The sequence below is a fragment of the Pseudalkalibacillus berkeleyi genome (assembly GCF_021608225.1).
Lineage (GTDB): Bacteria > Bacillota > Bacilli > Bacillales > Fictibacillaceae > Pseudalkalibacillus > Pseudalkalibacillus berkeleyi.
In genome coordinates this window covers 1,789,866-1,803,391 of record NZ_JAKIJS010000001.1, presented here as the reverse complement: position 1 = coordinate 1,803,391, position 13,526 = coordinate 1,789,866, and the positions used below count along the sequence as shown (strand labels likewise).

Sequence of the window (13,526 nt, the reverse complement as noted above, 5' to 3'; positions counted from 1 at the left end):
TTTGGAGGGGAGAAACGATGACAAAAATTTGGACAAAGTATCTCCGGGGGACCGTTAGGATTAAAGTAAAAGGAGAAGATTCCGAGCGTTTTCTCAACTATTGTTTAAAAAATAATATACAAATTTGGGAAGTTAGCCGAACCGATCACTTAGTATTACACATGTATACGGATGATGCACTTAAAATTCGGGTGCCGCTTCGTAATATGGGCTGTACCTTTAAAGTCATTCATCGTAAGGGTGCGCCTTCTCTTGTTCGAAAGATGATATCTAGAAGTGGATTCGTAATTGGTTTATTTATTTTTTTTATCATCGTTTTCCTAATGTCTAATACCGTTTGGAATATTGAAATAAGAGGAGCAGATCCGAAAACGGAGCATCATCTTCAAAAGGTAATTGATGAAATGGGTATTCAAAAGGGCAAGCTCATTTTTCGGTTACCTGACCCAAGAGAAATACAATATTTGGCTACCGAAAAAATGGACGAGGTTACTTGGATCGGTGTAACACTTGAAGGGACGACTTTTCACTTCAATGTTGTCCAAAAAGAACTTCCTGAAGAAGTCGAAACGGTAGAACCAAGGAATTTAGTTGCAAAGAAAAGAGCATTCATTACTACGACGTACGTTGAGCAGGGACAAATCAAGGTTGAGAAAAATCAATTGGTGCACAAAGGAGATTTATTAGTATCTGGACAAATTGGTAAAGATAAGCATATGCGCACAGTGGCAGCGAAAGGTAAAGTGTTCGGTGAAACGTGGTACCGCTCAGACGTTTCAGTACCATTAAAGTCTTCATTTGAAACGTATACAGGAAATAAAAAAGTACGACATTACGTATCAATTTTTGGAATGAATGTACCTATATGGGGCTTTGGAAAAATTGAATACAAGCACTTTGAAGAAATTGAAGATGTGAATACGTTCCGAATGTTTAATTGGGAGATCCCGCTCTCTTATGTGAAGAAAGATGTGCTAGAGTCTGAAAGAGTAATTAGAGAATATACGGCGGAGAAAGCGGTTTCGATGGCGAAACAAATGGCAGATGAAGAGATGGAAAGTTATTTGGATGAAGAAGCCACAATAAAAAGCGGAAAAATTTTGCACCATACAATCGACAATGGTAAAGTAAATGTATCAATGTATTATAAGGTGATAGAAAATATTGTTGAAGAACAACCTATAATTGGAGGAGATTGAGCCATATTGTCTGATCGCTTAAATCTAAAGAATTTAACAATAGAAAATCCAGCTGAGGGTATTGCTCTGTTTGGTCCGAATGACTCTCATCTTACTACTATTGAGCAGACGCTTGATGTGGACATCGTTACACGTGGAGGCGGAGTTGCTGTAACGGGTGATCACACAACTGCTCAGCTCGTAGAAGATGTCTTAAATGCGTTATTATCTTTGATTCGTAAAGGGATTAATATTACCGATCGAGATGTCATATACGCCATCCAGCTGGCTCATGAAGGTATACTCGATGAACTGGATCAATTATTTGAAGAAGAGATTACGACTAATGTAAAGGGGAAGCCTATACGTGCAAAAACGCTAGGCCAACGTCATTACATTAATGCGATAAAAAAGAATGACCTTGTTTTCGGCATAGGTCCCGCAGGAACTGGGAAAACATATTTAGCTGTTGTGATGGCAGTTAAGGCAATGAAAGAAGGGAAAGTTAAGAAAATCATCTTGACTCGTCCAGCTGTAGAAGCTGGTGAAAGTCTTGGATTTCTTCCTGGAGATTTAAAGGAAAAAGTAGATCCATACTTACGTCCTTTATACGATGCCCTGCATGACTTGTTTGGATTGGAGCATACCGAAAGACTGATTGAACGAGGGACGATTGAAATTGCACCATTAGCCTATATGAGAGGTCGTACTTTAGATGAAGCATTCGTGTTGCTTGACGAAGCTCAAAATACGACACCAGAACAGATGAAGATGTTCCTGACCCGCTTAGGATTTGGATCTAAAATGATTATAACAGGTGACATTACGCAAGTAGATTTACCTCGTGGAAAAGAATCAGGCTTACGTGTTGCACAGAAGATTTTAAAGGGCATTCAAGGTGTGCGAATGATGTACATGCAACAATCCGACGTTGTCCGTCACCCGCTCGTACAAAAAATTATTAATGCATATGAAATTACAGAAGATTAATAAAGAAATGATCTGGAATTCATGGAACCTCGACGAATGGAATGAGGAATGGATATTCAGGTCATTTCTTCTTTTTTCTAATCATCCTTACGACTTAGAATGTCTTATCAACTAACCGATGAATTCCGACAAAATCCCACAAAAACATTTACAATATTTTCTTTTCTACTTGTCCCAACTTTAAACATTCCGTGATAGAATAAGGGCATGGTGTAGAACGGAAGGAGAGTTGTTGGATGTCTCCAAAACTCATTCAGGATATAAAGACGAGATGGAATAGGATTGAAAATAGTAAGATTAGCAGAATGCTTCTTTATGCCGTCCTTTCGATCGTCATGTTCATTACGATGCTCAGTAATATCATTCCAGAGCAAATAGACTTAGAGCTTAATGCAATTGCAGAAGAGGACATACAAGCGCCGTTCGCGGTAGAAAATGAGAAAGAAACGAAAGCGAAGGTTGAAGAAGCTGTTTCGTCTATTGAAGATAAATATTATCTTGATAAAGAAAGAGGTCTTAACCAAGTTGTCATCATTGATCAATTGTTTACGAGTATTGAAAAAATGAATGTCGAAACATCAAATGAAGATGTACCTGATGATCAAAAGCAAATTGAGAATCAAATTTCGATATTAAAAGAAGGTCTGCCTGATGTAATCTCAAACAAAATCAGAGATGAATCACTTAAATCCATTATAAAGGCGGAGCCTTCTGACATTGCATTTGCTAAAGAACTAGCAAGTAATACAGTGAAAAACATTATGAATCAGCCGATTACGGTTGATCAGATCAATGATAAGAAGGACGATGTTGGTCCAGAAATTGTTCAGTCTACCTTACCAGAGGGACTTAAACCAGCTCTCATTGATATCACAAGCAGTGCAATTACGTATAACTACACGTTTGATGCAGAAACGACTAAACAATTACGTGAAGATGCAATTAAAAATGTAGAGCCTGTATTCATAAGAGAAGGCGAAATCATTGTAGAAAAAGGTTCTGTCATTACGAGTGATGACCTTTATGAATTAGAACGAGTTGGGTTATTGAAAGAAAATATTTCACCATACCCTTACATTGGTTTGAGCATGCTCATTATCTTGTTAACTGCCTTTTTGATCTATTTCCTTAAAGACTTGATCGGTGAGAAGAAGAAGGAGAACATTCAAATTATTATTTATACACTCATGTTCTCGCTTACGCTAGTGTTAATGAAAATTGTCAGCTTGTTAAGCATTTATTATCCAAGTGTCGCTTTCATCGTGCCAGTTGCGTTAGGTACGATGATGATTAAAATGCTGATCGATGAACAATCAGCCATTGTATCGAGTATTGTTTTTGCAATTTGTGGGAGTTTAATTTTTAACGAGAATACGACAAGTCCGTTTAATTTCACGTACGGTACTTACATTTTAATTAGCTCACTAGCTGGAATCGTATTTCTTGGGAAAAGGAATGTAAAATCCAATATTTTAAAGACGGGTCTTTACGTTTCAATCATAAATGCAGCGGTTGTTCTATTGACTTTAGCGCTCACAAACGGACAGTTTGATAAGTGGAGCATTATTTGGCAAGTTTCATTTGCGCTTCTTTCTGGTTTCATTTCAGCAGTTTTGACATTGGGGTTATTACCATTTCTAGAAGCTGGCTTTGGTATATTAACTTCAATGAAATTAATAGAACTGTCAAATCCAAATCATCCGCTATTAAGAAAATTGTTAATGGAAACACCTGGCACATACCATCATAGTGTTGTTGTGGCTAATTTAGCGGAATCAGCATGTGAGGCGGTTGGCGCAAATGGCTTGCTTGCTCGAGTCGGGGCGTATTATCACGACTTAGGTAAAACGAAGCGACCTCACTTTTTTATTGAGAATCAAATGAATATTGAAAATCCGCATGATAAAATATCGCCACAGTTAAGTAAAACAATCATAATTGCACATCCGTATGATGGTGCCGAACTGTTAAGGAACTATAACCTTCCAACAGAGATTGTTGATATCGCTGAACAACATCATGGTACAACCTTGTTGAAGTATTTCTATCATAAAGCGATGCAGCAATCTGATAAGCAAATTGAAGAATCAGATTTTCGTTACCCAGGACCAAAACCACAAACGAAAGAGATTGCGATTATTAGCATTTCTGATGCTGTTGAGGCAGCGGTAAGATCGATGCCAAAGCCGACACCAACTAAGATTGAAAGCTTAGTTCGAAAAATTATTGCCGACAGATTGGAAGATGGACAATTTAATGAATGCTCGATTACACTGAAGGAACTTGAAACAGTAACAATTAGTATTTGTGAAACGTTAAATGGGATGTTCCACTCTCGAATTGAGTACCCTGAGGAAATACACAAAAAGAAGGTGAGTCAAGCGTAATGTTAACGATTGATGTACATGATGAAACGGAACAACTTGATATGGGTATGATTGAGGAGGTCAAGAAGCTTCTTATTCATGCGGCAAAGGAAGAAGCGCTTGAAAAGACATCAGAGCTTTCCGTAACATTTGTGTCGAATGAGCGTATACAACAAATCAATGCAGAATACAGAAACATTGATCGACCTACAGATGTCATTTCTTTTGCTTTAGAAGATGAAGTAGAAGGTGAGCAAGAAGTACTCTTGAGTGATGAGAACCCTGTTCTATTAGGTGATATCATCATATCTGTTGAAAAAGCGAAGGAACAAGCAGAAGAATATGACCATTCTTTTTCCAGAGAGTTAGGATTTCTAGCTGTACATGGTTTCCTACATTTATTAGGTTATGATCATATGAATGAAAAAGAAGAAAAGGTAATGTTCGAAAGGCAAGATGTCATTTTGGAATCCTATGGTCTGAATCGGTCATGATCAGTATCTTGAAAAGCTTCCTCTATGCGATAGAAGGGGTCATAGATGGAGGAAGAAACGAACGGAATTTTAAGATACATATCGTTTTCGCTATATTGACGGTTTCATTTGCATTCCTATTGAACTTCAGTTTAACAAAGTGGTTCATACTTCTCCTCACAATTGGCATCATGCTTGCTTTAGAATTAATGAATTCGGCAGTTGAAAGGACGGTTGATCTCATTACTGAAGATTACCATCCATTAGCGAAGCAAGCGAAAGATCTAGCAGCAGGTTCTGTCTTTATTTTCAGCGTTATTGCTGTTATAATAGGTATCCTTCTATTTGCAGGACCGTTAATTGAATATATTGTATGAGGTGAATAATTTGAATAAAGAAGATTTGATAAAAGAAGCGATTGAAGCGCGCAAATTTGCATATACTCCCTATTCGAACTTCCAAGTAGGAGCGGCTTTACTTTCAAAGGATGGTAAAGTATATCGAGGGTCGAATATTGAAAACGCTGCCTATAGTCTGTGTAACTGCGCTGAACGTACTGCTCTTTTTAAAGCGTATTCTGAAGGCGATACGGCTTTTAAAGCCATTGCAGTTGTTGCAGATACGAAACGACCTGTACCGCCTTGTGGTGCTTGTAGACAAGTGATTTCAGAGCTTTGTGATCCATCTATGCCAGTCTATTTAACAAATTTAAATGGTGATTTCCAGGAGCTTAAAGTAAGTGAATTGCTTCCTGGTGCATTTTCTCCGGAGGACTTAAATGAATAAAGAAGGTTTTAAATCAGGGTTTGTTTCAATAATCGGAAGACCGAACGTTGGAAAATCCACATTAATCAATCACATACTTGGGCAGAAAATCGCTATTATGAGCGATAAGGCTCAGACGACTAGGAATAAGATTCATGGTGTGTATACAACGAACGAGGAACAAGTTGTGTTTATCGATACACCAGGTATTCATAAACCTAAACATAAATTAGGGGACTTCATGACAAGGATCGCACAAGATACACTCAATGAAGTCGACATCATTTTATTTGTCATTAATGCTGAAGAAGGATTTGGTCGAGGAGATCAATTTATTATGGACCGACTTCAAAATGTCCATAGCCCAGTCTTCTTAGTCATAAATAAGATTGACAAAGTGCATCCTGATGAACTTTTACCTATCATTGAACAGTACCGTGAAAAGGTTGATTTTGCGGAAGTGATTCCGATTTCGGCATTGAATGGAAATAACGTGACAACAATGATGGATCAAATTAAGAACTACTTAGAAGAAGGACCACAGTATTATCCTGCGGATCAAGTAACAGATCACCCAGAGCGGTTTGTTGTAGCTGAATTAATCCGTGAGAAGGTGCTCCATCTTACACATGAGGAAGTGCCTCATTCTGTTGCAGTTGTGATTGATCAGATGAAGCAACGAGATAGTGGTAACATGGTTGATATCCAAGCGACGATTGTCGTTGAACGCTCATCACAAAAAGGAATCTTGATTGGAAAGCAAGGCGGCATGCTTAAAAAGATCGGTTCACGTGCTCGGCAGGATATCGAACATCTTCTTGGGTCGAAAGTGTATCTCGAACTTTGGGTGAAGGTACAAAAGGATTGGAGAAATCGTCCCTTTAACTTAAAGGATTTAGGATTTAGCGAAGATACTTATTAAGGGACTAGAATTGGTGGAACGGTGAAATTGTCAAAAATTCCATAACATGAAATCGTGTAATCAAGGTTATTCTAATCTTAAGGATTGCTAATTTTTCTTTCGAAAGGTGGAGATATTCCATGAGGGACTTTACCTGGAAATTGTTTTGCGAAACAGGCGACATTGATACGTATTTATTGTGGAAGGAATTAGAGGCTGACCACGAGTTATCGGACAACCTGTTAAATGTGGAAGAAAGGAAAAGCGATTTTATAGAAACAGAGCTTTGATTACTCCTACACTGAAATTTGGCGGTGATGGAGATGTTGATCAAAACAGAAGCGATTGTGATCCGTACTTCGGATTATGGTGAATCGAACAAAGTATTGACTGTTTATACAAAGGATTTTGGCAAATTGGGTATGATGGCAAGAGGGGCGAAGAAAACGAAAAGTCGCCTCTCTTCTGTTTCCCAACTTTTCACACATGCTCACTTTCTGATTCAAAAGGGAAGCGGTCTAGGCAGTCTAAGCCAAGGCGAAATCATCAACACGTTTCGAGGTATTAAACAAGATATTATTAAAACTGCTTATGCGGCATACATGGTAGAGTTACTTGATAAAGTGACGGATGAGCATAAACCTTCCCCAGCATTATTTGAGTTTCTATCCCTTTCTTTAACTTATTTAGAGGAAGATATTGACCCAGATGTATTAAAGGCAATCTTTGAAATGAAAATGCTCAGGCTTGCCGGAATCGGACCACAAGTTGATCGATGTGTACTTTGTGGACGTAAAGAAGGTGATTTTTCCTTTTCGATTTCTGAAGGTGGTTTTTTATGCGGACAATGTCGCTTTTCAGATGAAAGAGCAGTGGCACTAAGCTCACAAACAGCTAGGCTTCTAAATCTTTTTTATCATATTGATCTTTCTCGACTAGGAAATGTATCAGTAAAAAAGGAAACGAAAGAGATGATCGCTCAAATTTTAACAACATATATAGATGAATACTCAGGGATTCGTTTAAAGTCGAAACGATTTTTAGATCAAATCCAAGCATTTGAGTAGAAGTTGACAAACAATTTGAAAACGATTATGATACTTTCAACAATACGTAAACTTATGCGTTGATAGAGAGGAGTACTTACGCCCCTCATTTATAGCGACCCTAGGATCGTGTGAGCTAGGGAATGAGAAGTAAGGAATGGCGCTCTGGAGCATTTTAATAAAGTGGTCTTTGATTCATGACGGATTAAAGACAAATAGGGTGGAACCGCGGGTAAACTCTCGTCCCTATGTCTGATTTGGACATAGGAACGAGAGTTTTTTCTATTTCCAAATCAAACCTGAAAAAATGAAATTCGGAGGTGCGTTATGAATTTACAAGACATGATTCTTACATTACAGCGTTATTGGTCAGACCAAGGGTGCTTTGTCATGCAAGCCTATGACGTTGAGAAAGGTGCAGGCACTATGAACCCGATGACCTTTTTGCGGAGCATAGGTCCTGAGCCATGGAACGTCGCGTATGTTGAACCATCAAGAAGACCTGTTGATGGACGTTATGGTGAAAACCCAAATCGTTTATATCAACACCATCAGTTTCAAGTAGTCATGAAACCATCACCAGATAATATTCAAGAGCTATACCTTGAAAGTTTAAAGGAAATTGGTATAGATCCTTTAGAGCATGACATTCGTTTTGTTGAGGATAACTGGGAAGCGCCAACACTATCTGCATCAGGATTGGGATGGGAAGTTTGGTTGGATGGTATGGAAATCACGCAGTTTACGTATTTCCAGCAAGTAGGGGGATTAGAAGCGAAACCCGTTTCTGTCGAGATTACTTATGGAATTGAGAGACTTGCGTCTTACATACAGGATAAGGAGAATGTCTTTGATCTGGAATGGCATTCAGGTATTACCTACCATGACCTTTATTTCCAATCGGAGTATGAGCACTCTAAATATACGTTTGAAGTGTCTGACTCAGAAATGCTATTTAACTTGTTTAACATTTATGAAAAAGAAGCAGAACGTGCGATCGATGAGCAACTTGTCTTTCCAGGATATGACTATGTCCTGAAATGTTCACACGTATTCAACCAATTGGATGCAAAAGGAGATATTTCAGTAACGGAAAGAACAGGTTATATCGGGCGTGTAAGGAAACTCGCCAGGAAGTGTGCGAAAGCATATTACGAACAAAGAGAGCAACTAGGATTTCCTATGCTAAAGGGGGCGAATAATCATGAGTAAGCAAGATATCTTGTTAGAAATTGGATTAGAAGAAATGCCGGCAAGATTTGTTACGGATGCAATGTATCAACTTTCTGATAAGATTGCTGGATGGTTTACCGAAAATCGTGTCCCATTTGGTGAAGTCATCCCCTATTCAACACCACGTCGTTTGGCGGTAAAAGTAACAGAGGTTTCAGAACAACAAGAAGATAAAGCTGAAGAGCTTAGAGGTCCGGCTCGAAAGATCGCCCTCGACGAAAACGGAAATTGGTCGAAGGCTGCTCTTGGATTTGCTAGAGGGCAAGGGGTAAGCCCGGAGGATATGTATTTTAAAGAAGTGAAAAACACTGAGTATGTATTTGCGAATAAGCATACATCTGGTGTTTCAACAATGGAAATACTTCCTCAACTAGATCAAGTCATCCAAAACCTTCATTTTCCGAAAAACATGAGGTGGAGTGATCAAGAATTCAAATTTGTAAGACCAATTAAATGGATCTTATTCTTATTTGGATCAGAAGTACCGCATTTAGAAGTAGCTGGAGTAAAGTCTGATCGCAAAACTTTCGGACATCGTTTTCTAGGAGAAGAAATTGAAATTGACAGCCCCGAACAATATCCGACCGAATTGTTAGGTCAATTTGTCATTGCTGATTCAAATGAGCGAAAAGAAGCGATACAAAATCAACTGCATAACCTTCAAGAAGAAGAAGGTTGGATTATTCCAATAGATGATGGCTTGTTAGAAGAAGTAAATAATCTTGTGGAGTACCCAACTGCCCTGCACGGAAAATTTGATGAAGAGTTTCTTGAATTGCCATCTGAAGTCTTAATCACTTCCATGAGAGAGCACCAGAGATACTTCCCTGTGCAGAATAAAGATGGAGAATTACAACCCTATTTCGTGGCAGTACGTAATGGAGATCACAATAACCTTCAAAACGTAGCGAAAGGAAATGAAAAAGTTCTTCGTGCAAGACTTAAAGATGCACAATTCTTTTATAATGAAGACAAGAAGAAATCGATAGACACATACTTAGAACGTCTTAAATCAATCGTCTTTCATGAGGAACTAGGAACGATTGCAAATAAGGTATCTCGCATTAGTGCTCATGCAGAGCGTACAAGTGCTTTATTACAGCTTGATCAAGAGTCGAAAGAGGCTATACGTCGTGCTGCAACCATTTCTAAGTTCGATCTTGTCACTCAAATGGTTTATGAATTCCCAGAACTTCAAGGTGTTATGGGTGAAAAGTATGCGAAAATGTTCGGTGAAGATGATTTAATCGCTGCAGCTATTAACGAGCATTATCAACCAAGATACTCTGGAGACAACTTACCTGGAACAGTTGTAGGTTCGGTACTGAGTGTTTCAGATAAGTTAGACACAATTGTAGGATGTTTTGGTATTGGGATTATTCCAACTGGTTCACAGGATCCTTATGCACTAAGACGACAAGCTGCTGGAGTATTACAAATCCTATTGCAAAAAGGTTGGCCAGTAACGGTCGAAGAATTGTTGAATGCAGTATTAGATGAGTATGAGCGAGCAGGAAAATTAAAAAATGACCGAAACAAGGTCCTTCACCAACTGATTGAGTTCTTCAACATACGAATGAAAACCATCTTGCAGGACCAAGCTGTACGTTATGATGTCATTGATGCGGTACTATCTGGAAAGATAGGTCGGGTAGATTTATTAGTGAAACGTGCAGAAATTCTTGGAAATGCATTACAAGAGGAATCATTTAAGGGAATGAATGAATCATTAACAAGGATTCTTAACATATCCAAAAATGTATCTGAATCATCTGAAGAAGTTCAACCAGAACTGTTTGAAAACAGCGAGGAAAAAGCGCTTTATGAACTATATTTAGATGCAAATGAAGCGTGTCAAAGCATTCATCAGAGTCATGATGTAGAAATGCTTTACAATAAGCTTAAGAAGTTACCACCTGCAATTGATCAGTATTTTGAAAATACCATGGTTAATGCCGAGGAAGATCACTTAAGAGCCAATCGACAAACACAAATGAAACAAATGGCTAATGTAATTAGAGCTTTTGCTGATTTCAACCAATTAGTAATCTGAACATCCCTGAACTAATTAAGTGAACGAAGACCAAAGAGGTCTTCGTTTTCACATTCTTCGATATATGTTGTACTAATAGGATGAATATTACACAATCAAACTGATTTATTTCCTATTGATCATCGAAATAGGATATAATGTATCCTAAAGAGTATAGCATATAGGCAATAAGGTGGTGTTACCAATAGAACTTAACAAGAGACAAGAAAAGATTGTAGAAATCGTCAAGGATCTAGGACCGATCACTGGTGAACAGATTGCGGACCGCTTAGACCTAACAAGAGCAACACTACGTCCAGACCTTGCGATATTAACAATGTCAGGATATCTAGATGCACGTCCAAGAGTAGGGTATTTCTATACTGGAAAAACGAGTGCACAACTATTAACAGAAAAAATTCGACAAATTCAAGTGAAAGAGTATTTATCTATGCCCGTTCTCGTTCAGGAAGATGCAACGGTATACGATGCAATTTGTACGATGTTCTTAGAAGATGTAGGGACATTGTTTGTTGTAAATAAACACTCAAAGCTTGCTGGTGTTTTATCTAGAAAAGACTTACTCAGGGCAAGTATGGGGAATCAAGACTTAAATTCAATCCCTGTTAGTATTATTATGACGAGAATGCCCAACATCACAGTTTGTTCTAAAGAAGACTTGCTAGTTGAAGTAGCTGAGAAACTCATTGATAAACAAATTGATGCATTACCAGTTATTAAGAATTCAACTGATGAGGATGCATTTGAAGTAATTGGAAGAATTACGAAGACGAATATTACAAAAGCTTTGGTGGATTTCTCAGGAGACGCCATCATATAATAACTAAGTTGAATAGTAAGGAGGTAGCTATGGCGGATCAAAAGCAACGTCCAATTGTATATGTAGTTTCTGACTCTGTAGGCGAAACTGCAGAGCTTGTCGTAAAAGCAGCATCTAGTCAATTTAACTCCACAAACATTGAAATTAGACGTGTTCCATACGTTGAAGATAAACCAACAATTGATGAGGTAGTCGCATTAGCGAAGGATCACCATGCCATCATTGGGTACACGTTAGTTGTACCAGAAATAAAAGACTATCTTATGGAAAAAGCAGCTAGTGAAGGCGTCCCAGCAGTTGATATTGTTGGACCAATGATCAACCAAATGGCATCTGTCTTTAAAGAGGGACCAAGGAATGAACCTGGACTTGTTCATAAGCTTGATGAGGAGTATTTCAGGAAAGTAGAAGCGATAGAATTTGCCGTTAAATATGATGATGGAAGAGATCCAAGAGGCATTTTGAAGGCAGATATTATACTCGTTGGTGTATCCAGAACATCGAAAACTCCACTTTCTCAATACCTTGCTTTGAAACGTCTTAAGGTTGCGAATGTTCCGATTGTACCTGAGGTTGAGCCTCCAGAAGAATTGTTTCAGGTTTCGAAATCAAAATGCTATGGTCTTAGAATTAGTCCTGAAAAGCTAAATGATATTCGAAAGGAAAGATTAAAAGCTCTAGGTCTAGATGATCATGCGAATTACGCAAATATGGACAGAATCAAAAAAGAACTAAACTACTTTGATAATGTCATTGACCGATTAGACTGTAAAGTGGTAGATGTCTCAACCAAAGCTGTGGAAGAAACAGCAAATTATATTTTAAATATCCATAAAAAAAGAAATTAATTCAGCATACATTAAATAACAGCAACATAAATTGAAGGGGTTGACAGAAAATACGTTGTCAGCCCCTTCTTTTCCTATTTTGTTGACGAAATCAATATATGAACCAATTAAAGGCAGATTTTTTGTTAAACAAAAATATCTACCCTAAAATAAAGGAGATGTGCATTTTTTGTCGAATTAAAAAGAAAAGCAGCCCTTTTTAATGGTCAATGACAACTAAATACGTTATAATATCCTATTGTGTGCAATCCTAGAAGACAAGTTATGAATCTTGTTATTCTGGACATACTATGGTTAAGAATACGACAATATTCTGAAATATAAAACATTGATGAATTTGCAGGAATCATTGAGAGGATGTAGAAATACAAGTACATGAAGAAAACTCGAATTGTGTTGGTTGATGCAGATGCATGTCCAAATCAAATAAAAAAGGCAATCCTTGAAATCTCGAATTTCTATGAGTACAAGGTTTTTTTTATTGCTTCATACAGTCATGCCACAGATCAATATCGAAATGCTGAGTGGATCCTTGTTGATGCAGAGCCTGAATCGGTTGATATGTACATCGTCAACCAATCCATTAAGGGAAATGTCGTGATCACTCAAGATCATGGTTTAGCAAGCCTGCTCGTATCAAAAGGGGTTTATGTGATCTCGCCTAGAGGGAAACATTACAGTGAAGAAGAAATGCCATCATTGCTGCAATCTCGTTACTATTCAAGCAAACTTCGAAGGTCGGGACATCGGACGAAAGGTCCACCCCCATTTACTGAAGAAGATGCGGAAAGGTTTAGTAACAGCTTTAATCAATTATTCTCTGATATCGGAGAGTAATTCCCTTATCTTGATT

Annotated in this window: 14 protein-coding genes and 1 other annotated feature; all 14 genes read left to right on the top strand. The window is 38.0% G+C overall.

Annotation, left to right across the window (positions count from 1 at the left end; genetic code table 11):
- The first annotated feature begins 17 nt into the window (after window positions 1-17).
- The 14 genes from yqfD to L2716_RS09490 all read left to right on the top strand — a co-directional run bounded on the left by yqfD (window position 18) and on the right by L2716_RS09490 (window position 13,510).
- Entirely contained in the window at window positions 18-1,199 is a 1,182-nt protein-coding gene (gene yqfD / locus L2716_RS09555; RefSeq protein WP_236334018.1) for a sporulation protein YqfD, read from the top strand.
- Between the two features lie 6 nt (window positions 1,200-1,205).
- The gene (locus L2716_RS09550; protein WP_236334016.1) at window positions 1,206-2,168 is read left to right on the top strand and encodes a PhoH family protein; all 963 of its coding nucleotides are present in this window, start codon (window positions 1,206-1,208) and stop codon (window positions 2,166-2,168) included.
- A gap of 236 nt (window positions 2,169-2,404) precedes the next feature.
- Entirely contained in the window at window positions 2,405-4,555 is a 2,151-nt protein-coding gene (locus L2716_RS09545; protein WP_236334014.1) for an HD family phosphohydrolase, read from the top strand.
- Window positions 4,555-5,028, top strand: coding sequence for an rRNA maturation RNase YbeY (gene ybeY / locus L2716_RS09540; RefSeq protein ID WP_236334012.1), 474 nt, complete (start codon window positions 4,555-4,557; stop codon window positions 5,026-5,028). Before L2716_RS09545 ends, ybeY begins: the two co-directional genes overlap by 1 nt.
- On the top strand, window positions 5,025-5,384 hold the full coding sequence (locus tag L2716_RS09535) for a diacylglycerol kinase family protein (RefSeq protein ID WP_236334010.1): 360 nt from the start codon (window positions 5,025-5,027) through the stop codon (window positions 5,382-5,384). The genes ybeY and L2716_RS09535 overlap by 4 nt, the downstream gene beginning before the upstream one ends.
- 10 nt (window positions 5,385-5,394) lie before the next feature.
- Window positions 5,395-5,793, top strand: coding sequence for a cytidine deaminase (locus L2716_RS09530; RefSeq protein ID WP_236334008.1), 399 nt, complete (start codon window positions 5,395-5,397; stop codon window positions 5,791-5,793).
- Entirely contained in the window at window positions 5,786-6,694 is a 909-nt protein-coding gene (gene era, locus L2716_RS09525; RefSeq protein WP_236334006.1) for a GTPase Era, read from the top strand. The genes L2716_RS09530 and era overlap by 8 nt, the downstream gene beginning before the upstream one ends.
- Before the next feature lie 119 nt (window positions 6,695-6,813).
- Window positions 6,814-6,963, top strand: a complete 150-nt coding sequence (locus L2716_RS09520; protein ID WP_236334004.1) for a YqzL family protein — start codon at window positions 6,814-6,816, stop codon at window positions 6,961-6,963.
- A gap of 33 nt (window positions 6,964-6,996) precedes the next feature.
- Window positions 6,997-7,740 (top strand): DNA repair protein RecO, encoded by a 744-nt coding sequence (recO, locus tag L2716_RS09515; protein ID WP_236334002.1) that lies wholly within the window; start codon window positions 6,997-6,999, stop codon window positions 7,738-7,740.
- Between the two features lie 50 nt (window positions 7,741-7,790).
- Window positions 7,791-7,970, top strand: a binding site (T-box leader).
- 76 nt (window positions 7,971-8,046) lie between these two features.
- The gene (glyQ, locus tag L2716_RS09510; protein WP_236334000.1) at window positions 8,047-8,931 is read left to right on the top strand and encodes a glycine--tRNA ligase subunit alpha; all 885 of its coding nucleotides are present in this window, start codon (window positions 8,047-8,049) and stop codon (window positions 8,929-8,931) included.
- Window positions 8,924-11,005, top strand: coding sequence for a glycine--tRNA ligase subunit beta (gene glyS, locus L2716_RS09505; protein WP_236333998.1), 2,082 nt, complete (start codon window positions 8,924-8,926; stop codon window positions 11,003-11,005). Before glyQ ends, glyS begins: the two co-directional genes overlap by 8 nt.
- 172 nt (window positions 11,006-11,177) lie before the next feature.
- Window positions 11,178-11,825 (top strand): transcriptional regulator CcpN, encoded by a 648-nt coding sequence (gene ccpN, locus L2716_RS09500; protein WP_329610111.1) that lies wholly within the window; start codon window positions 11,178-11,180, stop codon window positions 11,823-11,825.
- Window positions 11,826-11,854: 29 nt separating this feature from the next.
- On the top strand, window positions 11,855-12,673 hold the full coding sequence (locus L2716_RS09495; RefSeq protein WP_236333996.1) for a pyruvate, water dikinase regulatory protein: 819 nt from the start codon (window positions 11,855-11,857) through the stop codon (window positions 12,671-12,673).
- Window positions 12,674-13,048: 375 nt separating this feature from the next.
- The gene (locus tag L2716_RS09490) at window positions 13,049-13,510 is read left to right on the top strand and encodes a YaiI/YqxD family protein (protein WP_236333994.1); all 462 of its coding nucleotides are present in this window, start codon (window positions 13,049-13,051) and stop codon (window positions 13,508-13,510) included.
- Window positions 13,511-13,526 lie beyond the last annotated feature (16 nt).